The organism is Trueperella bonasi (genome assembly GCF_030811535.1).
Taxonomy (GTDB): Bacteria; Actinomycetota; Actinomycetes; order Actinomycetales; family Actinomycetaceae; genus Trueperella; species Trueperella bonasi.
The window spans coordinates 1,180,217-1,203,467 of sequence record NZ_JAUSQX010000001.1 but is presented as its reverse complement, the minus strand read 5'-3'; the positions used below and the strand labels follow the sequence as shown (position 1 = coordinate 1,203,467).

19 protein-coding genes are annotated in these 23,251 nt (G+C 56.1%); 13 read left to right on the top strand and 6 right to left on the bottom strand.

All coding sequences use genetic code 11. The features are described from left to right. Nucleotides 1-26: 26 nt before the first annotated feature. Nucleotides 27-722: a TetR/AcrR family transcriptional regulator gene (locus J2S70_RS05590; protein ID WP_307682751.1), complete on the bottom strand. Its 696-nt coding sequence runs from the start codon at nt 720-722 to the stop codon at nt 27-29. Between the two features lie 295 nt (nt 723-1,017). Between J2S70_RS05590 and J2S70_RS05585 the strand changes: the two genes are divergently transcribed. The 3 genes from J2S70_RS05585 to J2S70_RS05575 are packed head-to-tail and all read left to right on the top strand — an operon-like array spanning nt 1,018 to nt 5,169. Further along, the gene (locus J2S70_RS05585; protein WP_307682750.1) at nt 1,018-3,468 is read left to right on the top strand and encodes a DMSO/selenate family reductase complex A subunit; all 2,451 of its coding nucleotides are present in this window, start codon (nt 1,018-1,020) and stop codon (nt 3,466-3,468) included. A 5-nt stretch (nt 3,469-3,473) separates the two neighbouring features. Beyond that, nucleotides 3,474-4,136 (top strand): DMSO/selenate family reductase complex B subunit, encoded by a 663-nt coding sequence (locus J2S70_RS05580; protein ID WP_322790530.1) that lies wholly within the window; start codon nt 3,474-3,476, stop codon nt 4,134-4,136. Between the two features lies 1 nt (nt 4,137). Continuing rightward, nucleotides 4,138-5,169, top strand: coding sequence for a dimethyl sulfoxide reductase anchor subunit family protein (locus J2S70_RS05575; RefSeq protein ID WP_307682749.1), 1,032 nt, complete (start codon nt 4,138-4,140; stop codon nt 5,167-5,169). 211 nt (nt 5,170-5,380) lie between these two features. On the opposite strand, the gene J2S70_RS05570 is transcribed toward J2S70_RS05575, so the two are convergent. Beyond that, nucleotides 5,381-7,042: an FAD-dependent oxidoreductase gene (locus J2S70_RS05570; RefSeq protein ID WP_307682748.1), complete on the bottom strand. Its 1,662-nt coding sequence runs from the start codon at nt 7,040-7,042 to the stop codon at nt 5,381-5,383. A 90-nt stretch (nt 7,043-7,132) separates the two neighbouring features. On the opposite strand from J2S70_RS05570, the gene J2S70_RS05565 reads away from it, so the two are divergent. From J2S70_RS05565 to J2S70_RS05530, 8 genes are all read left to right on the top strand, one after another. Further along, the gene (locus tag J2S70_RS05565) at nt 7,133-7,402 is read left to right on the top strand and encodes a metal-sensitive transcriptional regulator (protein WP_307682747.1); all 270 of its coding nucleotides are present in this window, start codon (nt 7,133-7,135) and stop codon (nt 7,400-7,402) included. A gap of 210 nt (nt 7,403-7,612) precedes the next feature. Beyond that, nucleotides 7,613-10,276 carry a DMSO/selenate family reductase complex A subunit gene (locus J2S70_RS05560; protein WP_307682746.1) on the top strand — a complete coding sequence of 888 codons (2,664 nt, stop codon included), beginning with the start codon at nt 7,613-7,615 and terminating at the stop codon, nt 10,274-10,276. After that, nucleotides 10,276-10,914 carry a DMSO/selenate family reductase complex B subunit gene (locus J2S70_RS05555; protein ID WP_307682745.1) on the top strand — a complete coding sequence of 213 codons (639 nt, stop codon included), beginning with the start codon at nt 10,276-10,278 and terminating at the stop codon, nt 10,912-10,914. The genes J2S70_RS05560 and J2S70_RS05555 overlap by 1 nt, the downstream gene beginning before the upstream one ends. Then, a complete protein-coding gene (locus J2S70_RS05550; protein WP_307682744.1) occupies nt 10,914-12,023 on the top strand; it encodes a dimethyl sulfoxide reductase anchor subunit family protein in 1,110 nt (369 codons plus the stop codon). Before J2S70_RS05555 ends, J2S70_RS05550 begins: the two co-directional genes overlap by 1 nt. A gap of 14 nt (nt 12,024-12,037) precedes the next feature. Continuing rightward, nucleotides 12,038-14,149 carry a prolyl oligopeptidase family serine peptidase gene (locus J2S70_RS05545; protein WP_307682743.1) on the top strand — a complete coding sequence of 704 codons (2,112 nt, stop codon included), beginning with the start codon at nt 12,038-12,040 and terminating at the stop codon, nt 14,147-14,149. 58 nt (nt 14,150-14,207) lie between these two features. Then, nucleotides 14,208-14,840, top strand: coding sequence for a TorD/DmsD family molecular chaperone (locus J2S70_RS05540; protein WP_307682742.1), 633 nt, complete (start codon nt 14,208-14,210; stop codon nt 14,838-14,840). A 31-nt stretch (nt 14,841-14,871) separates the two neighbouring features. Further along, nucleotides 14,872-15,816, top strand: coding sequence for an ROK family glucokinase (locus J2S70_RS05535; RefSeq protein ID WP_307682741.1), 945 nt, complete (start codon nt 14,872-14,874; stop codon nt 15,814-15,816). Nucleotides 15,817-16,055: 239 nt separating this feature from the next. Beyond that, nucleotides 16,056-16,421 (top strand): hypothetical protein, encoded by a 366-nt coding sequence (locus J2S70_RS05530; protein WP_307682740.1) that lies wholly within the window; start codon nt 16,056-16,058, stop codon nt 16,419-16,421. A 525-nt stretch (nt 16,422-16,946) separates the two neighbouring features. Here the strand turns inward: J2S70_RS05530 and J2S70_RS05525 are convergent. Then, a complete protein-coding gene (locus tag J2S70_RS05525; protein ID WP_307682739.1) occupies nt 16,947-17,384 on the bottom strand; it encodes a cupin domain-containing protein in 438 nt (145 codons plus the stop codon). 101 nt (nt 17,385-17,485) lie between these two features. Continuing rightward, nucleotides 17,486-18,754, bottom strand: a complete 1,269-nt coding sequence (locus J2S70_RS05520; RefSeq protein WP_307682738.1) for an MFS transporter — start codon at nt 18,752-18,754, stop codon at nt 17,486-17,488. 225 nt (nt 18,755-18,979) lie between these two features. Between J2S70_RS05520 and J2S70_RS05515 the strand changes: the two genes are divergently transcribed. Together J2S70_RS05515 and J2S70_RS05510 are read left to right on the top strand one after the other, a co-directional pair. After that, nucleotides 18,980-19,450, top strand: a complete 471-nt coding sequence (locus J2S70_RS05515) for a general stress protein (protein WP_307682737.1) — start codon at nt 18,980-18,982, stop codon at nt 19,448-19,450. A gap of 112 nt (nt 19,451-19,562) precedes the next feature. Continuing rightward, entirely contained in the window at nt 19,563-20,891 is a 1,329-nt protein-coding gene (locus J2S70_RS05510; protein ID WP_307682736.1) for a DUF4921 family protein, read from the top strand. Nucleotides 20,892-20,900: 9 nt separating this feature from the next. On the opposite strand, the gene J2S70_RS05505 is transcribed toward J2S70_RS05510, so the two are convergent. Together J2S70_RS05505 and J2S70_RS05500 are read right to left on the bottom strand one after the other, a co-directional pair. Next, complete coding sequence (locus tag J2S70_RS05505; protein ID WP_307682735.1) at nt 20,901-21,563, bottom strand: ABC transporter ATP-binding protein; 663 nt, start codon at nt 21,561-21,563, stop codon at nt 20,901-20,903. A 44-nt stretch (nt 21,564-21,607) separates the two neighbouring features. Further along, the gene (locus tag J2S70_RS05500; RefSeq protein ID WP_307682734.1) at nt 21,608-23,245 is read right to left on the bottom strand and encodes an ABC transporter permease; all 1,638 of its coding nucleotides are present in this window, start codon (nt 23,243-23,245) and stop codon (nt 21,608-21,610) included. Nucleotides 23,246-23,251: the final 6 nt, after the last annotated feature.

Sequence of the window (23,251 nt, the reverse complement as noted above, 5' to 3'; positions counted from 1 at the left end):
TTTTTGGCGCTCCGGCTGGCTACGGCCTAGCTCAGGCCAGCGCCCTCGGACTTACGACGATAAGAATCAGCAACAATATCCGAAATGGCCCGCGAGCGCTTCAGCGAGAGTGTGCCACCTTCCTCAAACCGCGCCAGCTGCCATGGCGGAGCTAGCGTCAGGTAGGTGTTGACAACTGCCTCTGGTGATTCGCTCATGTCGGTGCGCAACCAGGCGACGATCACAGCCATGAGGTTGTATACCTGCTGGGCGATTGCCATCTCTTTCCACAGCTTCGAGATTTCTTCGCCCGATAGCCTCGCCTCAAACTCTTCCACGTACGCTTCGAAGGATTGGGTGAGTCGCACAGAGATGTGCCCGAGCACCACCGACTGATGGTCCGCCAAGAATATTCGCCGGACGACGTCGCTGTTTTCCTTAAGCGCCCCCAGCATTCGCACGCCAATTTCTCGCCAGCGCACCAGATAATCGTCGGAGGCCTGAGCGATTGCCGCGACTAACTCGTCGAGGTACGGCTGCATGATATCGACGACGACGTCCGCCACGAATTGCGCCGGCGTATCGCCATGCTGATAGAAAGTCGTCCGTGAAATTCCCGCCTCCCGGGCGAGCTCCGAAACCGTGATAGTATCCGGCGGCTTTTGCAAAACGAGCCGCAGGGCGGCTTCGGTAAGTCGTGAGCGCACTCGAACATAGCGCGGATCCGAATTCATTGCGGCCATGGCGGGCCTCCTAGTGCCACATAATGTTAAACACAGTGTAATCCTCCTCGCGCAAGGCAGGAAAACATCGCTATCTGGAGCAAATCCACACTATGCAACACTTGTTCAATATATGAAAACCGAGTATCACGTAAAGGTTTCGCACAAATTCTAATCTCGGCCAAAATTCGCGCAAACGCAGGACCTTTGCCCTATGACACATGTTCAGTAGATATTAGCTTTGGTTCAAATACGCTAACTAATTCGTGGCTTCGCAAGCAAAGGCGCAGGCGCAGCATCTATGAAAGGAGCTGTTATGAGCCAAACAATTAATCCACCGGAAAGGACCGCGCAAGGCCCCTCGCGTCGGACATTTCTTAAATGGTCGGGAGTTGCCGCAGGAGTAGCCGGTCTCGCCGCCACATCTCAGGGTCTAGGCACGCCAACCGCCCGCGCCGAAAACGTCGTCGGAATGGAAAGCGTTGATAAGACTGTCTGGAACGCGTGTCTGGCAAACTGCCAGTCCCGCTGCCCGCTGCGCCTGCAGGTCAAGGACGGCACCATCGTTCGCGTACTTGGCGACACCACGGGTTCTGACGAATTGGGCGATTTCCAGATCAGGGCATGTGTACGCGGACTCAATCAGCGCGAACGCATATACTCCCCAGATCGCATTAAAGCCCCCATGCGCCGAACCGGCGAACGCGGCGGCGGCCAATGGGAGGAAATCTCATGGGAAGAAGCTTTCGACACCATCGCTTCCGAGATGAAGCGCATCAAAGAGGAGTACGGCAATGAGGCGCTCTTTAATCACTACGGATCGGGCTCAACCGGTGGAAACATCACGAAGCGAGGCTCATCGCGTCGATTGATGAACAGCTACGGAGGCTATCTCGGATACTACGGAAGCTACTCGACGGCCCAAATAACCGCCGCATCCCAATTCCACTACGGAGCAAATATAGCTTCAAATTCCTTCGAAGATAATCGGAACTCCGAGCTCATTGTCATGTTCGGGAATAACCCCCTTGAAACGCGCATGTCTGGCGGAGGCGAACTCGCAGTCGTTCAAAAGATGCGCCAAGAAGGCGAAATTCGAACGATTATTATCGACCCGCGCTATTCTGACACCGCACTAAACGTGGGCGATGAATGGGTTGCGTTACGCCCGGGAACCGACGCGGCCCTCGTCGCAGGTTTCATCCATGTCATGCTGGAAGAAAACCTGCATGATCAGGAGTTCCTAGACAAATACTGCCAAGGTTTTGACGAGGCAACGATGCCCGAGGGTGTTCCGGAAAATCTATCGTACCGCTCTTATATCGAAGGGAAGGGGCCGGACGGCATCGAGAAAACGCCGGAGTGGGCATCGGATATTACTGGAGTGCCAGCCGATACGATTAGGCGGCTCGCCCGCGAAATTGCAAACGCGAAACCTGCTGCGATCGGCCAAGGCTGGGGACCGCAACGCCATGCAAACGGCGAAAACTCTGCTCGCGCAATCATGCTCCTCGCCGCAGCCACGGGCAACATTGGAATTCCCGGTGGTGGAAACGGCATGCGTGAAGGTAACACGAAGATCCCCGTCAAGGCATTTCCCGATTTCGACGGCGATTCCGCCCCGGTGAGCACTCAGATTTCGTGTTTCAACTGGATTGATGCCATCAACGATGGCCCCTCCATGACGGCCGAAAAGGATGGGGTGCGCGGCAAAGACAAGCTCGACGTGGGCATTAAGTTCATGTTCGTCAACGCCTCCAACACGTTGATTAACCAGCACAACGACGTGCACGTAACACAAGAGACACTGAAAGATGACTCGAAGCTCGAGTTTATCGTCGTCGTTGACCATCAGTGGACTCCCTCGTGTGACTGGGGAGATATCGTACTTCCAGCAACAACGAATTTCGAAGAAATCGACCTCGTTCCTGGCGCCTCCTGCGGAGACATGGGCTGGGCGATCTGGGCTGACAAGGCCATAGAACCTCTCTACCAAGCCAAGACTGGCTACGAAATCTGCACCGAAATTGCTAAGCGTTTAGGAATTGAAGAGGAATTCACACAGGGCCGCACCCAAGAAGAGTGGCGAAGCTGGATCATCGAAGAGACGCGCAAAGCCGAACCGGACTTCCCAACAGAAGAAGAATGGCCCGAGGTTGGAGTGTTCCGTAAGCACACAGGCAAGCACAGGGTCGCAATGGCAGACTTCCGTGAAGATCCCGAAGCCAACCCACTGGACACCCCTTCGGGCAAGATCGAGCTCTTTTCTACCAAGCTCTACGAATATTCCCAAACATGGGTATTTGAAGGGGAACGTGAAGGTGACAAGGTCACCGCCCTACCCGAATATATCGAACAGTGGGAGGGGCAGGCCGAAGCACGCAGCGCCGACACGAAGTACCCGCTACAGTGCATCGCCCATCATTACAAGGGGCGCACCCATTCGAGCTATGCGAACCTCGCTATGAGCCAGGAAATGCATCCGCAAATGCTGTGGATCAATCCGGTTGATGCGCGCGAACGTGGAATCGACAACGGCGATACGATCTTGGTTTTCAACGATCGTGGAACAATCCAAACCGAAGCCCGAGTTACACCGCGCATCGTCCCGGGAACTGTGTCGCTGCCGCAAGGCGCATGGTATAAGCCGAACGCCGAAGGAGTCGATATCGGCGGAAACGTCAACACCATCATGAAGTACCACCCATCTCCGCTTGCCAAGGGCAATCCTGGGCATACGGCACTCGTAGAAGTTAGGAAGGCGTGATCACTATGGGAATCATGACGCAACGAGATCCGGCCGACTATGTTCTGCCCAATGGTAAATACGGCTTCTTTTTCGATCAGGAGCTGTGCACCGGATGCAAGGCCTGCCAGATTGCATGCAAAGATAAGCACGATTTACCAATCGGAGTCAATTGGCGCCGCGTAGTTGAGTACGCCGGTGGAGCAACGACGACGACCACCGGTGACGCTTTTACAACATCGGTTTTCGCTTACTACACGTCGATCGCTTGCAACCACTGTGAGGATGCAATTTGTATGACGGTCTGCCCGACGACAGCGATGAGCCGGCGCGAGGACGGAACAATCTACGTGGATCCGGGCAAGTGCGTTGGATGCAGGTATTGCGAGTGGGCCTGCTCCTATGGTGCGCCGCAGTTTAATCCTGATGACGGCCAGATGACCAAGTGCGATTTGTGTTACGACTACCGTGAAACGGGCCAGGAACCCGCCTGTGTGACTTCCTGCCCCTCGCGTGCACTTGACTGGGGCCCGATCGAGGACCTTCGCGCAGAGTATGGCACGGAGGCCGGCGTCGCGCCGCTGCCCGATCCCACCGTGTTGAATCCTCGCCTCGTTATCAAACCCCATAAGGACGCCCAGCCGTGGGATTCCGCCAACGGTGAGATCCTGAACCCGATGGAGATCTAAAATGAACGTTCACGAATTACCAATGATTTTATTTACCGTGATCGCACAAATGTGCGTGGGTATGTTCATTATCCTCGGCGTGGTTGAGCTGTGGCTCAGCGCGAAGGCAGATGAAAAGACAACCGATCGGCTCGTCGCCCCAATCGTGTATGTGATTGGCCCGGCGATGGTGTTCGGTCTAATCGCGTCAATGTTCCACATGAACGACGTGACGAACACACTCAATGTGATTCGTAACGTGGGAAGCTCGTGGCTCTCGCGCGAAATCGTGTTCGGCGTGGGATTTGCAGGGTTTGGTTTTCTTTATGCGATCTTGCAATGGTTCCGTGTGGGCGGAAAAACTCTTCGCAGGGCGTGTGCGCTCGTCACGGCCCTGTTTGGAATCGGGCTAGTGTGGTCGATGGCCATGATTTATGCCTCGCTCGTTACTGTTCCGGCTTGGCATACATGGGTTGTTCCGTTCCAGTTCTTCGCGACGGCGCTCGCGCTAGGCGCAAGCGCGGTTGCGGCCTCGATTGTGGTTATGACCCGCATTCGCCAGCGATCGTCGGCCGTTGCGGTAGGAACTTCGCAAAGGAAGGCCGCCACGCAGAAAGACTCTGCCGGTGGGTGGCGTCAGAGGCTCGGTTTCGATCGCAATGTGGCGAGCATGAACGCTCCCGCGACGGACGGCGAATGGGCGGCGTCAGTGAAGATCGTACGCGCATGCGCCGCAGTGGCCGCGATTGTGGCGGTCGCAATCTTCATCTCCTATATCGTTCACATCCAGAATCTAGCGTTGCACCCCGAACCTGCAGCCGCGACTTCATTAGCGGTGTTCACGGGTGGATTCTTCTGGGCGCGCCTCATCTTGCTTGGCATCGGTGCCGTAGCAGTTAGTTTTGTGGCCTATCACCTCGCGAGTGAAGAGGGTTTGAACAGGTCAGGCACCTTGGCGGCCGTGGTCGTGACAGCCTTCGTTCTCATCCTTATCGCGGAGTTCATGGGCCGCTCACTGCATTACGATTCCATCCAGCTCGTGGGTATAGGTTAGGCACTAGCCAAAAATTTTGGAGAAGAAGGAGCCGCTTTCGCGGGCGTGACCTTGGCACCGCTTAGACTCGGGAACGCCCGCGAGTGCCTGCTCGATGTGCTGGCCGCATCCCGTCCAGGTCGGTTTTCCGCACTTGTTACAAGTGATTCGTTGACACATGATTCGTATTTCCAATCTTTTCTGGTCGAATTAAAATTTAGGTAGCTCGCAATCAATGTACGAAAATCTCGTTTGCCCGCTCACCGAGTTCCGCTCGCATAGTCATCAGACCGCCAGTGTAGTTTGCGACCTCAAAACCTGCTTGCTGGAGGATTCGCAAGGCGAGATATGAGCGCACTCCAGACAAGCAGTGCACCGCGATCGCACGCCCGGCGGCAGCTTCACGCACTTCGTCGAGGCGATCACGCAATTCGGTGTGCGCGATATTGAGTGCCCCAGGCAGGTGCCCGCCGGCGAATTCTGCCGCGGACCTCACATCCAAAATGAGCCTATTTTCAAGCATTGCATCGAGGTCTTTCGTGTGCCAGACAGGCATCGTTCCATCGAGCACATTCGAGGCAATCATTCCCGCCATATTAACCGGGTCTTTCGCCGATCCATACGGTGGGGAATATGCCAGGTCAAGATCGATCAGGTCATGGACGCTCATGCCCGCTTTGATGGCGGTGGCAAGCACGTCAATACGTTTGTCCACGCCGTCCTTACCCGCCGCCTGCGCGCCGAGCACCTTGCCGTCGTCACCGAAATGCACACGCAGATGGATCTGTGAGGCACCCGGGAAGTAGCCCGCATGGTTGAGTGGATGGAGGCTGATTGTGTGGTGGATAATGCCGGTAGCTTCGAGCGCGCGCTGGTTTGCGCCGGTCATCGCGGCGGTGAGTTCGCCGATGCGGACGATTGCCGTTCCGCTCGTCTTTGGTACTGCGTGAGCGAGGTTGCCCGAGATCGCGTCTGCAACCAGGCGGCCTGCACGGTTGGCAGGGCCGGCAAGGGCAACGGGCCGGCGAATTCCAGTCACGAGATCCACGGACGTCGCCGCATCACCCATCGCCCACACGTTGGCAACGTTCGTGCGCCCGTATTCGTCGACGACGATGGCGCCATTTTCGACTTCGATTCCCGCCTTTTCCCAGATCTGGGTGCGCGGGCGAACGCCGGCTGACAGCACGATGATGTCGGCTACAACGCGTGATCCATCGGAAAGGACGGCCGTGTCGGCGTCATCACTTACCTCAATCTTGTCAACGGATGTCGCGGCACGCACGTCGATGCCGAGCCTGTGCAATTCTTCGGTGACGTAAAACGCGGTTTCGGTGTCGAGCGGTGGCAGTACGTGGTCAGCAAATTCGACGACGGTGGTCTCCACGCCGCGCATGTGCAACGCCTCGGCGGCCTCTAGGCCGATAAATCCGGCTCCGATAACGACGGCGGACTGCGCAGTTTTCGCCATGTCATCGAGTTTGAGTGCGTCTGATACGGTGCGCAGCGTAGTCACCCGCGGTGAATCGATTCCTTCAATATTAGGGCGGAATGCCTCCGCTCCCGGGGAGACGATCAGCTCATCGTACTGCAATTCGTAGGTGCCTTCAGGGCCTTCTACCACCACTTTCCGGGCAGTTGGATCGAGGCTGGTCACCTTGGAATTAACCCGGGCATCGAGGTTGAGCGATGCCTTTAGTGACTGTGGTGTTTGGACCAGAAGCGCCGACTTGTCCTCGATCTCACCGCTAACGAAGTACGGTAGCCCGCAATTCGCAAACGATACCTCCGGCCCTGCTTCTAGCACAATGATCTGCGCATCTTCGCGCAGACGGCGCAAGCGAGCCGCGGCACTCATTCCGCCGGCAACACCACCAACGACGACAATTTTCATTGGTACTCTCCTACCACTATCGATACCCCCTAGGGTATAGGGTAGGGTCAGAGTATGCAGAAGGCAAATAAAGTGGAATAAGCTGGGCTCATGGCAGAAAACGACATTGATTGGGAAAAGGAGCATCGGGCCGCCCTCAACCGCCTCAAGAGAGCCCGAGGCCAACTCAACGCCGTTATCGAGAACTTTGAAAACGGCGGCGACTGCACTGACGTCATCCACCAGCTTTCTGCCGTCACCTCGGCGCTGAACCGAGCGGGCTACTCAATTATGGCCTCGGCGATGAAGAACTGCATGATCGCTGACGAGCCCAAGCACACCCCAGAAGAGCTACAAAAGGCCTTTATTTCACTGGCGTAGCGGAGCCCACCTCCGAGCGCGCGTTTTCACAAGCAAATCATTACGTATATCGCACCGAGCAAATCCGACATTGGCGCCACATCGCCCAGATTGAGGACCTACGTCTAACGAACGGTTGGTCAATAGTCTTATACTTAACACATACTCCCATGGAAATTGATGCGCCCACGCGGCGCATTAATCCGCACCCAGACCAAGGTGACAAGACTTATGACTCAAACCCTCCCCTCGAAAAGCGATAGCGGAACGGCGCAAAACGTAGGGCCCTCGCGTCGTACGTTCCTCAAGTGGTCGGGCGTTGCCGCCGGAGTCGCCGGTCTCGCTGCAACCACTACCGGACTGGGATCACCGAGCCCGGCACGCGCAGCCACGGAAGGCATGGCCGACGCCGATCGCACCGTCTGGTCGGCATGCACAGTCAATTGCGGCTCACGTTGCCCGCTACGCCTTCAAGTCAAGGATGGCACCGTGGTGCGGGTCCTTCCAGATAACACCGGCGATGACCAACTCGGCTCTCAGCAGGTGCGCGCCTGTGTGCGCGGTCGGTCAATCCGCGAGCGCATCTACAACCCAGATCGTCTCAAGCGGCCGATGAAGCGCAAGGCAGGCACCAAGCGCGGCGAAGAGCAATGGGAAGAAATTTCCTGGGATCAAGCACTTACTGAAATTGCCGAGAAGATGGACGACATCAAGGCGCGCTACGGCAACGAAGCCTTCTACATCCAGTACGGTACCGGCGTTCTGGGTTCCACGATGGCCTGCTCCTGGCCGCCCGAGGCCACACCACCGGCCCGACTGCTGTCGCTCTATGGTGGCTACCTCGACCACTACTCTGATTACTCAACGACTGCGATTACCCAGGCATACCCCTACTTTTATGGCGGATGGGTTAACTCAAACTCGCTGGACGACGTCGCCAATTCCAAACTCCAAGTAATGTTTGGCAACAATCCACTCGAAACTCGAATGTCAGGCGGCGGGCACGTATTCGTATCCCAGCAGATTAAGAAGGAAAACGGGGTTCGCACAATCGTGATCGACCCGCGCTACTCCGAAACTTCGGTGGCCCTTGGCGACGAATGGATCGCACTGCGCCCCGGAACGGACGCGGCCCTCATCGCAGGCATGATCTACGTCATGGTAGAAGAGGATCTACATGATCAAGAGTTCCTAGACAAATACTGCATCGGTTTCGACGAAGAACACATGCCAGAAGGCGCTCCAAAGAACGCCTCGTACCGCTCCTACCTGGAAGGAAAGGGCCCAGACGGCGTTGAGAAAACGCCCGAATGGGCAGCGGAAATTACGGGCGTTGACGCCTCGACAATACGCAGAATTGCTCGTGAAATCGCCAACGCTAAGCCGTGCGCAATCACCCAAGGCTGGGGTCCTCAGCGGCACGCCAACGGCGAAAATACTGCACGTGCTATTTTCCTCTTGGCCTGCGTAACTGGAAATCCCGGCATCCCCGGCGGCGGCACCGGAGCTCGCGAAAGTTCATCCGGGCTTGCGATTGCCAGCCCGTTCTACTCCCAGTATCCCAACCCCTCGGACAAAATCATCTCCTGTTTCTCGTGGCTCGATGCGATCATGCGCGGTCCTGAAATGAACACATATAACTCCGCCGTCGGAGTAAAGCCAGCGCCAGGCGTGCGAGCTTTGAAAGTTCCCGTTGACGACGAGGGCAACCCGGAGAACACCAGCCTCGAAGTACCGATCAAGGCGCTATTCCAATACGGCTCGAATTCGCTCGTAAATCAGACTGGTGATAACAACGAGTCGGTGGACATTCTTCAGGATGAATCCATGGCAGAGTTAGTTGTCACGTGCGACATTATGTACACGGTAACGGCTCGCTACTCCGATTACATTCTGCCCGGCACGTCAACCTCCGAAGAATTCGATTTCCACAACGGGCAAAATGGTGGGCCGATGGCGTACGGCATTGTTTCTGAGCAGGCCATCGAGCCGATGTATGAAACGAAGTCGATCTTTGACATTTGCACCGAGCTTGCCGCAAAGCTCGGCATCGAAGAGGAATTCACGGACGGTAAATCCCGTGAGGATTGGCTACGCCAAACCATCGAGGAATCACGCAAGGAGGATCCAGACCTCCCCACGTGGGACGAGTGGAAAGAAATGGGCATCTACCGCCGCAATGCGGGACCAGTAGTTTCCATGACCGATTTCCGTGAGGATCCGGAAGCTAATCCACTTGGAACACCGTCGGGCAAGATTGAAATCTATTCCGATCGTTTAGCAACACTTGCGCAAGCGTGGGACTTCGGCACATTCCGGGAGAAGCGCCAAGGTGACGTAATTACGCCACTACCCGAATTCACTGCGACATGGGAAGGTGCACTGGAAGCTCGTGAAAATGAGGAGTATCCACTTCAGGTGATCGGGCACCATTTTAAGGGCCGCACCCACTCCAGCTACGGAAACGTCAAGGTTTTGAAAGAAGCGCACACTCAGACCGCATGGCTCAATCCGATCGACGCTGACGAACGCGGTATTGAAAACGGTGATGCCGTCTTCGTATTCAACGAACGTGGCACCGTCCAGTTACGCGCATTCGTCACTCCGCGGATCATCCCAGGATCGGTTTCGATCCCCCAGGGAGCCTGGTACAAGCCCCTTCCGTCCGCGGACTTCTCCCTTCCAGAAGGCACGAATCCTGAGAAGCCGGTGGACGTCGGCGGTTCGGTAAATTCGCTAACCTCGCTTCATCCGACTCCTCTAGCTAAGGGGCTGCCCAGCCACACAACGCTTGCACAAGTCACGAAGGCAGGCTCGGGAGCGCTCGAGGATATCGAAGACCGCTACTACGAGCCGTACAGCGCAGACGCTGTCGGAATGTCTGAGGAGAACTAATGACTGACATGTTGACTCAAGCAGGAGCAAACTACGGGTTCTTCTTCGACCAAGAAATCTGTACCGGATGCAAAGCCTGCCAGATTGCGTGTAAGGATAAGCACGATCTTCCCGTAGGAGTAAACTGGCGCCGGGTAGTCGAATACTCGGGTGGTTCGTGGCAGCAAAGCGGTAATGTTGTTACCCCGAACATCTTCACGTATTACACATCAATTGCGTGCAATCACTGTGAAGATGCGATCTGTATGACGGTATGCCCGACGACGGCGATGAGCCGGCGTGATGACGGAACGGTCTACGTTGATCCCGGCAAGTGCGTCGGTTGCCGCTACTGCGAGTGGGCATGCGCCTACGGTGCACCGCAGTTCAATGCCGAAGTCGGTCAAATGACCAAATGTGACCTGTGCTACGACTATCGCGAACAAGGGCAAGACCCCGCCTGCGTTGAAGCATGCCCATCGCGTGCGCTCGACTGGGGTCCGATCGACGTACTGCGTGCTGAATACGGTACCGAAGATGCAACGGCTCCCCTTCCTGATCCCGCTGTCACGAAGCCACGCCTGGTAATCAAGCCGCACCGCAATGCGCAGCCTTGGGATTCTGCCACAGGTACGATCGCTAACCCGAAGGAGATCTAATGAATCTGCATGAACTACCCATGATCATCTTCACGGTGGTTTCACAAATGGCCGTGGGAATGTTCATCGTCCTCGGTATCGTTGACCTGTGGTTGAGCACGAAAGTGAACGATGAGACTGCCGACCGGCTCGTCACCCCGATCGTCTATGTTATTGGTCCCACACTCGTATTCGCGATGATCAGCTCCATGTTCCACATGAATGACATCACCAACATGTTGAATGTTATTCGAAACTGGGGATCCTCGTGGCTCTCGCGTGAAATTCTCTCGCTTGGCGCCTTTGCTGGATTAGGAGCTCTGTATGCCGTTATGCAGTGGTTCCGGTTTGGCAGCCGTAGACTCCGGCAACTCGTTGCTTTTGGTGCTGCGGTTGCCGGCGTGATTCTCGTTCTATGCGAATCGATGATCTACGCTTCTGTTCCCACGATCCCCGCGTGGCACACCTGGGTGGTTCCGGTCCAGTTCTTCATGACTACCATCATGCTGGGCGCTGCCGCGGTATCGACGTCGCTTGCGGTGATGACGCTCATCCGCAAACGTACCGAGCGTCAAAACGAAACTTCGCACGAGGCCCGAGTGAAAGTCTCGGCCAAGGTGAGAGCCGAATCCGGGGGCGTCGTCGTTGAAGATCGCCCAGCAGAAAATCAGAGCGAACAGGCCTGTGAAGAATCGAGTGCGGATAGCTGGAAGGAAAAACTCGGGTTCACTAAGAATGTGCGCGCAATCCACGCCCGGCCAACCACGCAGGAGTGGAAGTACACCACGATCATTATTCGCGCGGCGGCCATCATTGCCGCTCTAGCGTCCGTTGTCATTCTCATTTCGTATGTGATGCACGTGCAAAGCCTTGCAATGCACCCCGAACCTGCCGCCACCTCATCGGTTGCTATTTTCTCCGGCGGATTCTTCCTGGCGAGGTTGATCCTACTGGGAATCGGAGCCGTTGCAATCGCGTTCGTATCCTTCCGATTAGCCAAAGTTGATGCGCTTGAAAACCCAACACCTCTGGCAGGCACGGTACTGCTTGGATTTGCGATCATGTTAATTGCCGAATTCATGGGCCGTTCACTCCACTACGACTCCATGTTCCTTGTCGGCATCGGCTAAGTTAAACTTCACTCATGCATAATCCTCCAGACTCCTTTATCCACCTTGAAGAACTCAATAAAAAGAATCATCGATGGGTAACTAAACACTCCGATTCGGCCCTGAAGGAGTTCGGCGGACGTGGTTTTCAAGCCCGTGAAAAGGCGATTGCCGAAATTCTCTCCGCGCAAGATGAACTACCGCTCGGTGAAAAGCACGGTGAGTGGATCTACAACTTTTACACCGACGGCGACCATCCGCGTGGCCTGTGGCGCCGTACAAAAGCTACGGATTACCTCACGAAAGCGCAACACAAAATTACATGGGAAATCTTGCTCGACGTCGGTAAACTCGGCGAGCAAGAAGATGAGTCGTGGGTCTTTTTAGGGGCTAATCTGCTCTACCCAGGGGGCGAGCGCGCGCTCATTACTCTTTCTGTGGGTGGCTCCGATTCGAATGTCGTTCGTGAATTTGATGTCGAAAGCAAGCAATTCCTCGACGATGGTTTTGTTAAACCCGAATCGAAAGGATCGATGAGCTGGGTCAACATCGACACCGTCATCATCGAGTCTGATTTTGGGGAAGGCAGCCTCACCGAGTCGGGCTATCCCCGCACGGCACGCCTATGGCGGCGGGGGGAAGCCCTTGCGGACGCCCCCACAATCATCGAAGGCGAGTACACCGATGTTGTTGCGGGAGCAAGCTATGATCCCACTCCGAGCCACGAAAAGCTCGTCGCGTACCGCGCAACTGATTTTCGGAGCGCAATCGCGTACGACATCGAGATCTCTCAGCTTGAAAACCCCGATGTCAAGCTCGATGCCAAACTTTTCCAATCCGCACGGCGTGAGATTCAGGTGCCCGATACGGCCGGGACGGATGCGGTAAGAGATTGGTTGCTCGTTACGCTACGCCATGACTGGGAGCTTGGCAGCGAGATCTTCGTAGCGGGATCAGTGCTTATCCTTCCCTATGCAGCAAGTTTGGAAGGGCCACAGGCGAGCGACGTCCACATTCTCTACACCCCAACTGAGACTTCCTCACTACTTGACGTGGCAAGCACGGCCACCGGCGTGGTTCTCACCATTCTCGATAATGTTAAGACCCGAATCTTCTTTGCCGTCGATCCGCATGTGGATGACGAGGGTGGGGATGACCGGTGGCACCTGGTCGAAGTCACCCCGGAGGTTACGGAATTCGCGTCGGTGGCAGTCAGCGCAGTTGATCCTTTTGAGTCTGGCGACATTTGGATGATCGTGTCCGATTTTCTTACTCCCTCTTCCCTCTATCACGGCCATGTGTCAACCAAGGAACTCAAGGTTCGCAAGGTGCACGCTGAACCCGAGCGCTTCGATACTCACGGATTAGAAATTCGGCAGTTGTGGGCAAAGTCGAAAGATGGCACAAACGTTCCCTACTTCGCCGTGGGCCCGCAGGACGCTCTCGATGGCACGCAGCCGAGCCGCACGCTCCTTGACGGCTACGGAGGTTTCGAAGTTTCGTTGCTCCCCAGCTATGTACCGACCTATGGCAAGGTGTGGTTAGAAGAAGGAGCGGTGTACGTCGTCGCCAATATTCGTGGCGGAGGTGAATTCGGCCCTCGCTGGCATCAAGCGGCCCTGAAAGAAAACCGCAGGAAAGCCTACGAAGATTTCGCAGCCGTGGCAGCCGACCTCGTGGACCGAAATGTGACGTCGCGGGACCAGCTTGCCGCTATAGGCGGTTCAAACGGTGGCCTCTTGATGGGAAACATGTATACGACGTATCCCGAACTTTTTGGGGCGATCGTCTGCCAGGTTCCCCTACTGGACATGAAGCGCTATTCACATTTGCTCGCCGGCTCCTCGTGGGTAGCCGAATACGGCGATCCTGATACAGACGATTGGGAGTTCATGGCGCAATATTCGGCCTACCACAATGTGACAGATGGCCCCCACCCGCCAATTTTGCTCACCACCTCCACCCGGGACGACCGCGTCCACCCGGGGCATGCCAGGAAGTTCCATGCTCTGTTACAGGAAAAGGGGCTCGAGTCTTATCTGTATGAAAACACCGAAGGCGGCCATGCCGGCGCTGCGGACATCGATCAGCAAGCACGCATGAACGCTCTCGTCTTTTCGTTTCTTGATAAAAAGCTTGCCAAATAGCCGACTGCAACAGTTTCACCCGCCCACACTGGAGGATTTCGAATAATGGAGGAATCTCATGGATGATCTCGATGCTCTCGCAGCTGCCTTCCTCACGCTCGGTCGGCTTCATTTAGATGCGCCTCAAGAGGAGACGATCACGCAACTTTCCCAGATGTATCAGGAGTGGCCGCTGCCGTTAGATGGCGAAACGGCCACGGGAATTGAACAGTGGGAGCGATCGTTCAGTGAAGGCGAAACTGCGCAGGAGTTACGAACCGATCTCAATGATCTGTACGGCCGAACGGCGCGCGCGAAGGTCCCACCGTTCGAGTCGGTTCACAGAGGGCGCGATGGGCTCGTTTTCGATGAGGAAACCCTCCAGGTACGGCAAGAGTACAAGCAACTCGGCTTGCAGGCACCCAATCTCCACAAAGAACCGGACGATCATATTGGTCTAGAATTCGACTTCGTTTCGCAAGGGCTTGTTAGGGCGCTGACGGCACTCGAGCATCATGCTCCGCGCGACGCCGAACGCTACGTGGCGATCGTGCACCGGTTTTATTCTCATCACCTTGCGCTGTGGGCTCCGGACATGTTGGCCACAGCTCGCGAGGCAGCCCAGACGCATTTTTATCGCGGAGTGATGTCTCTTTCGCTCGGCGCTTTGGAACAGCTCGTGGAAGTTCTCGAGATCGCAACCGAGCAATGATTTTCGTTGCCTACCGTGAGAGAATGCGTGCATGGTTCTCACTATTGGCGTTGATATCGGTGGCACAAAAATAGCGGCAGGTGTGGTTGATGAGAATGGGGAAATTCTCCGCATGCTCCGCCAGCCAAGCCCGGCACGTGACTCCGAATCGGTTGTTGACACGGTGGTCAATCTCGTTGGTTCACTCAAAAAAGACCATGAGGTTGAAGCTATCGGTGTCGGCGCAGCCGGCTTCGTGAATACCGGCCGCGGCCGGGTGATTTTTGCCCCCAATTTAGCATGGCGTGACGAGCCGCTTGGAGACCGGTTAGAGGAGGCGACCAGCCTGCCCGTCGTGGTGGAAAACGATGCTAATGCCGCCGCCTGGGGCGAGTTCCGATTTGGCGCCGCGCGGGAGTTTAACTCTGCGGCGGTTATTACCGTCGGAACAGGAATCGGCGGAGGAATTATTATTGACGGTCAGCTACGTCGAGGAACAGCGGGGTTTGCCGGCGAGATCGGCCATATCAATATGGTCTCAGATGGTTTGCCCTGTGGGTGTGGGCAGCGCGGTTGCTGGGAAGTGTATTCTTCCGGCGGAGCACTGCTTCGTGCAGCTCGTGAAATTGCCCGTACGGATCGCGAGCGCGCAACCCTCCTCCTCGATTTGGCAAGCGGGGATCCTGAGGCAATCACGGGATTGATGGTAACGCAGGCCGCGCAAGCCGGTTGTTCTGGCGCTGTGGATGCATTTCGGGAAATTGCCCACTGGCTTGGTCAGGGTATGGCCGATCTGGGAGCTATTTTAGATCCCGAAGTTTTCGTTTTGGCTGGTGGGGTTTCCGAGGCGGGCCATGTGCTTTTAGAACCGGCTCGGGAAGCTTATGAGCAGAAATTAACAGCAGTTGAATATCGCGAGGTTGCTCCGGTAGTTCTCGCCTCATTGGGCAACGATGCCGGAATTATCGGCGCCGCTGATCTTGCAGCTCAGCGCTGATACTCGCGGGGGTCCTTTCGCTCTAAGTAGGTCCGTCCTGCCGCAGGAGGTCCGAAGGCCACAAATTTTCGGTATTTCCGTGGCTGACGGACCTCCGCGCGAGTTACCGACCCCCGAAGGAGACATCGATCCCCGCCGACGAAATAGTTCCCCGTCGACAAGTGCGAAAACTGGCCCTAACGGCCTTTTACTGTGCTGTATAGCGTCGTGCTAGCACAATCAACGATCCTGCTAGCCACATGCCAGCCGCCGCAGCAACTCCACTCGCAACTGTAACTCCAGTTCTTGGCAACGAGCTCCTCGGCGCCTCCTTGGGTGTTCCAACCGTCGTTGGAGGCTCCGTTGGTGGAGGCGCCGTCGGCTTCGCTGTATTCGTCAGTAAAACCTTGATGTTCTCACCGGATTTGACCGTCGCAACCGCAGTTTTACCGCCGTCGCGTAGCTCAATGGTCTCGCCCGCACCGAACTGGGGGGATACCCCATTCGACGCCCTCAATGGTTGGGAGCTCAATTTCCTTAAGAGTAATTTCCTTAAGAGTAACCGTGTCTCCCACGTTCAGTTCTTTCAGTCCACGCACTGGCGTTCCATCGGCCTTGATAGTTAAGTCGTAACGCTTATCCGTTGCCACTAACGGTGGGATATTCGATGTGAAAGAATCGCCATCCTTGACAATGCCATCTGGCCGCTCAGACTTCCAGTTAAAGGTAAGCTCAGCCCAATCCCACCTATAGAAATCATGGTTCTTCAGCTCGGGGTCGGTAGCAACACCACGCCTTTCCGCTTTGAAATCGGAAAAAGAAAAGGGGGGGGGAGATAGCCTGCGCTGACGTTGTTGCAAGAATTCCAAAGAACATGACGAGCGCGCCTAAGAGTGCCGCAACGACAGCTAAAGTTCGCTGTCTTCGGGTTGTGTTTAATGGACGACTCATCACATCAAACTTCGTTATTCGTGGACGGTACTGCGTGTGAGCGTTTGAGGATGGAACGTACCATTCCCAATACCTGCCGTTCAGTTATCACTGCAGCTGCAACTTATCTTTCGATTTGTCCACGTTCCAGAACACTGGCAAAACGAACCGGGGCGTGGCGGTTCCGAGCCGCCACGCCCCGTCGGTTTGCGCTTAGGGCATCAATGCTCTTCGTTCGGATCGCTCTCCGCGTCCTCCTGAGTCTCATGAACGGTTCCCGGCTCATGGTCCGGCGCAGCGTAAATCGTGTATAGCTTCAACGGCTCATCGCCGGTATTAGTAATGTTGTGCCACACGCCGTCCGGCACGAACACGGCCGAATCGTGTTTCACATCAACTTCAAAATTCAGATCATCTTCCGCCGGCCCCATCTGGCACTTGCCCGTTCCCTGCTCGATGCGCAAGAACTGATCGACTCCGTGGTGAACTTCAAGCCCGATGTCTCCTCCGACCGGTATTTCCATCACCGTCATCTGCAAATGCTTGCCCGTCCACATCGTCGTCCGAAAATTCGTGTTGTCGAGAGTTTCCTTTTCGATGTCAACAACCCACGGCTTCGTGCCCTGGTCGTCGTACACGCCCGCGTACTGCTTAGCCATTTCTCCTCCTAAATATTCACACGTGGTTACAGCACAATTATCGCGCGCAAAGCTCATCCTTCGTGCGAAGATTCGCTTGCCGAATAATAAGGCCCACCTAATTAAGCCACGGAACCGTGCGGTTCACGGACGAAAAATATCCACCCCACTGCCACCGCAATGAGGATCGCACCCGAAAACCCATACGCGAGCAAATAGCCGGAGTAGTCGATCATGAAGCCGGCCAGTACTGGCCCGAGAATCTGCCCAAAATCTGCTGACATCTGGAAAAATGACACCACTCGGCTGCCCGGCCGGTCGCCAACGATATCAGCTACGGCTCCCTGCTGAGAAGGTTGAATACAACCCGAGCCGAAGCCGCCGAAAAAGCTTCCCACCATCACCACAACTGTCGTGTCCCACATTCCCATAAGTGCTGTGAAGATACCGGATACCAACAACCCGAATACCACAATTGGTTTGCGTCCGTAAACGTCCGAATAGTAACCAGCCCGGCTCAAAGCTAGCGCATTTCCAGCGGCGAAAGCGACGAGCGCGCCACCTGGCAACCACGTTGGGGCACCCGGAATCGAAGCGGCTAACAATGGTACGACGGCGACCCGCACGCCCATATTCGTCCACCCTTGAGCAAAAGCAGTCAACAGCACGATCTTAAAGCGACGAACCTGCAGAGCCTCGCGGACCGTCATTGGCACCTTTTTATTACTTCCGCCCTCGACATCTCGAGCAGTTAGATCATGCCTCAGCTCCGTTTGATCGGCACCTACGCCGTCGTCGTCCCGCCTCCGTACAGCGCGCTCGGATTCTTTACCATCCGCAGGCACTAAAAAGAAGACGATCGCACCCGCCACTGCTAATAGGACCGCATAAATCATGAAAGGCCAGCGATATCCAAGCGGCGCAAGAACTGCACCAACCGCCGGTCCGAAAATACTGCCCAGTAAAAAACCTGAACCGTATGCAGCCGATGCACGGCCCTTCGCCCCCGATGGGGCGAGCTTGAAGATGAGCGACATCGCTGCAACCGAGAACGTGACCGAACCAATGCCACCCAAACCCCGGAAAATCAACAGTTGCGTGTAGGTCTGCGCGAGCCCGCTCGCAATCGAGGACGCCGCCACGATCGCCATCCCCAGTATGTACATCGAACGCTCGCCAAACGTGGTAGACAGCCGCCCGGAGGCCGGCGCAAACACGAGGCGCATTAAAGCAAATGCAGAGACGACGAACGTTGCCGCCGTCGTCGTCACACCAAAGCTCTTTGCAAACTGCGGAAGAACTGGAGCAACGATGCCGTAGCCAAGCGACACCGCAACAGCGGCTGCCACCAGCACCCAAATTTCCCGAGGAAGAGTTACGCGTTTAGACACCCTCTCGTTGTATCACCGCGCGGGCCACATCGAAAGCGCACAGGTCACGTTTAAGGCGACAGCGAAAGCAAACACAGTCCTCATCCTGTCAGCCGATGGGGGAAATATATTGCTTGTGGCAAATTAACCACAAATCAGGTGCCGATATTCAGGTTCGCACCAGACAATAGATCCGATAGACGGGCACGAAAACGCGCCCAGTACAGATTTCATGCAGGAGATTGAATGACAGACTACAGAATGCTTGCGGAAGTGGAAGATTATCAGCAGGCCCAATTCCTCGTGGACGGCCTATCCGATGCGGGCTTCCCGGTGGAACACACCCGAATTATCGGCACCGAGCTTGAAACCGTGGAAGATGTGCGCGGCCGCAAAACTGTCGCATCGGCGGCTGGTCAAGGTGCGCTCAGCGGCATTTGGCTTGGCGTCTTCCTCGGGCTCATGTTCTTTATTTTGGCTCCGGGGCTCGGGCTTTTGGCAACATTCGGCTGGCCAATTCTCTTCGGTGCAGTGTTTGGTGCGATTTGGGGCGCTGCCGCTCACTGGGCGACCCGCGGTCAACGCGACTTCTCCTCCATTCACACACTTCGTGCACAACGCTACGAAGTGCAAGTACGCTCCGAGTTCCTTGAACAGGCCAACCAGGTGGTCACCGAACACGGCCTGCGGCCTCGCTCACAGACCACCGTCTACTAACGTCAGCACGAAGACACCAAGAAAACGACGCCGGATATCCGGCGTCGTTTTCTTGACGCGGGCCCCGCGCCGCGCTGATAGGATTGGCCCGCAGCAACTGAAAGGATCTCGCATGCCAGCTTATGAATCTTTCCGCGAACCGCTCACCACAATGGCGGACGGAACGATCAAGCAACTCAATCCCTTTTCTGGCACCGAGGTGTGGACTGTGCCGGGGCGGGCCAACCGTCCGCTAGGCATTAAAAATCCCGATCCGCAGCCAATCGACCCCGAAGAAATCGGCCATCACTGCGCTTTTTGCACCCAGCGCATCCTCGAAACTCCACCAGAAAAGGCCCGTCTGGTACGCAAGGGAGATGATGCGGAGATCATCCGCACCGAAAGCGTTGACATGCTCTGGCGCCAGTGGGAATTCCGGCGGGTTCCCAACCTGTTTGAAATCCTCTCCTTCGACTACTGGGCGATGAACTACGACTACCGCCTCACGCCCGAAGCCTCGAAACGGCTCGAAGCGTACATTGCGGACCCCGCAGGCCGCTCCCACGTGATGGGCGTACTGCGCAACAAGTACTCGGCGAGGATGTCTGCCGAAGAATTCGAGAAACTATCCGAAGGGGAGAAAATGGCCGGAGCCTACTCCTTCTTCGGTGGGGGCCACGATCTTATTCTGGCCAAGCGCCACTTCATCGACGGTGCGAGTGACGACGCCCAGCTTGCCGGCTCTGGCACCCTCACCCCGCAAGAGCACGAATGGTACATGCGGCTGACCATCAACGCGATGGAAGACCTGTACAACAGCAACCGCTATGTGCGCTACGTGCAAGTTTTCCAAAACTGGCTTAAACCGGCCGGCGCATCATTTGACCACCTGCACAAGCAGCTCGTCGCCATCGATCAACGCACCGTCAACGGCCGTATCGAAGTTGAAAAGGTCCGCAAAAATCCCAATCTCTACAACGAGGCGGGTCTCAACTACGCGGCCTACCACAACCTCGTCATTGCTGAAAATAAGCATGCGGTCGCGATAGCCGGATTTGGCCACCGCTACCCAACCCTGGAAGTTTGGTCCAAATCGGCGAATATTCAGCCGTGGGAGCACACCCGCGAAGAACAAACCGCCATGTCGGACCTCGTGCACGCCATGCATGCCGCAACCGGGGTGGACGTGCCCAGTAACGAAGAGTGGTATACCAAGCCGATGGATTCCGACGTTAACATGCCGTGGCGAATACTCCTCAAATGGCGAGTATCCACCCTTGCTGGATTCGAAGGTGGCACGAAAATCTACGTGAACACCATCGACCCGTGGTCCGTGCGTGACCGCGTCGTTCCACGTCTTCTCGAGCTGCGAGCAGAGGGTAAACTCGCCCGCAATATCAACATTGCCACCGAATGCCTGTGCGAGGTCAACTCGCTGAAATACAATCCGCAGCTCCAGTAGCTGGCTGTACTATTCGGCCAGTAGGCGAAGCACGACGTCGGAAACCGGATTTGCGATCACGTCCTCGGGGTATCCGACCTGAACGAGCTCGCCTGCGGCCATTACCCCAAGCTGGTCGGCAACAGTAAAAGCTTCATCCCGATCGTGAGTGACGTACAGCGCCGTCGCACCAGCTTCGTCAAGAATATCGCGCAGGTCCTCAGCTAACTGGGTGCGAGTTATCCGATCAAGAGCGGACAGCGGTTCATCAAGCAACACAACCCGCGGCTGCGGAGCAAGTGTTCGTGCCAAGGCAACGCGCTGCGCCTGCCCTCCGGACAACGTTGAGATCTGGCGGTTCTCAAAACCCCCTAGCCCCACCAATTCCAGCATCTGTGCCACTCGCGCGGAGCGCTCCCGCGCTGAAATTCCTTGAATCTCGAGTCCGTAGGCAACATTGCGCGCCACATTGCGATGCGGGAATAACATGCCCTCTTGAAATACCATGCCGATATTTCGCTTATGAGCGGGCAATGAACTGACTTCCGTTCCGTTCACATGTACGCCGCCTGCTGACTGTTCGAGGCCCGCAACCGCGCGAAGAAGCGAGGATTTGCCGGAGCCGGATTCCCCCAGGATCGCCACCGTCTGCCCGGCAGACACCTCGAGATTTACTTTGTTCACTGCACTCACCGGCGGATTTTCATATGCCACACTCAAGCTCTCAATTTTCAACATTAGAAACTCACTCCTTTGGCACCTCGCGGCTGAAGGGCATCGGCTAAAAATACGACGACGCTCGTCGCGAGCGCGAGGATCACGGACGCGGCGAGTGCCATACCAAAATTGTCCGCACCAGGGCGGGCCAGCAAACGCTCAATGAGCACCGGCAACGTCACATAGTCGGGACTCGCGAGGAACGCCGACGCACCGAACTCTCCGAGCGAGATGGCAAATGCGAAACCGAAAGCCACGCTCAAGCCGCGTGCCATGATCGGAATGTCGATTGTGAGCAGAACACGGTTCGGACTCGCTCCCAAAGTCGCAGCCGCCTGCCTCATTCGCGGATCAATCGCTCGCAATAGGGGAACCAGCGAACGTACAACGAACGGCAAAGCGATCACCGCCTGCGCGGCGGGAATCAGATAAGCAAGTGACACCCCCGGGCGTGCACCCCACGTAACTAGAAATCCCAAGCCCACCGTAACAGCCGACATCCCGACCGGCAGTGCAATGGCGCCGTCAAGTAAACGCTGACCGGCTGCCAAGATAGAACTGGCTACGCGGCGCGATAACGCGAGCGCTACCACCACTCCCACGGCAAGGGCGAGCATCGCAGCATCAAGGGCAATTCGACCGGAGTGCTCGAGTGCCTCAAACACTGTCACTGAGCTCGCCACACCGTAACCTGCCTCAGTCAAAAGACGATAGTTGTGAAACGACCACTCACCTTGCACCTTCAGCGACTCGCTGATCAAAGCAAGCAGCGGAAGGGCAAGAAAAACAAGTGCTCCCGCCGTGACCGCAAGGGCCGGAGCGTCTTGACGAGAGGGGGCTAAAGCTTTCGAAGGCGCCACCTTTAATGCGCGTTGCGTACGCGATGTCAAAGAATGTGATACTAATAAAGCGGCGGCAACGATAACCAGTTGCACAATGGAGAGCACCGCCGCCACGTCGAGATTTAGATACGCGGTGGTTTGCACATAAATTTCTGATTCAAGAGTGCCATATCCCGGCCGGCCAAGCGTCTGCACTAGGCCGAAAGACGTGGAAGAAAGCAAGAAAACTAACCCTGCCGCCGCAGCGATTGCTGGGCTAAGCTGGGGCAAGGTCACACTCGCAAAGGCTCGAGCAGGGCCCGCTCCAAGCATTCGAGCAGCTGGAGTCATATCTTTGAGCGATGCCCACATCGTACCTACCGTTCGCACAACTACGGCATAGTTAAAGAAGATCATTGCCAAAATAACCGCCGCGGTCGTTTGGCCAAGCCCGAGAAACCCGAGCGCACCGCCGTCGTCGAAGAGCGCACGAAACGCCGCGCCCACAACCACCGTCGGCAAAACGAACGGGGCGGTGACAAACGCCCGAAGCGCTCGCCGAAACGGGATGCGAAGTCGATAGAGTACGTAAGCTCCAGGAATTCCGAGCACGATCGAACCCGCTGTAGACACGAGCGCCATCCCAATCGTTTGGCCAACTATGCGCCAGGTTCTGGGCTGGGACACAACTTCGATGGCCCTCCCCCAATCACCAAGGCCTCTGGAGAGCAAAGAACCTACGGGCCATAAGAAAAACAGCAGGAGGAAAATAGTCGGTATTGCAATGACTATCAACCAACCAACACGATGGAATACCTGATCCGATTTCAACGGCAATTATCA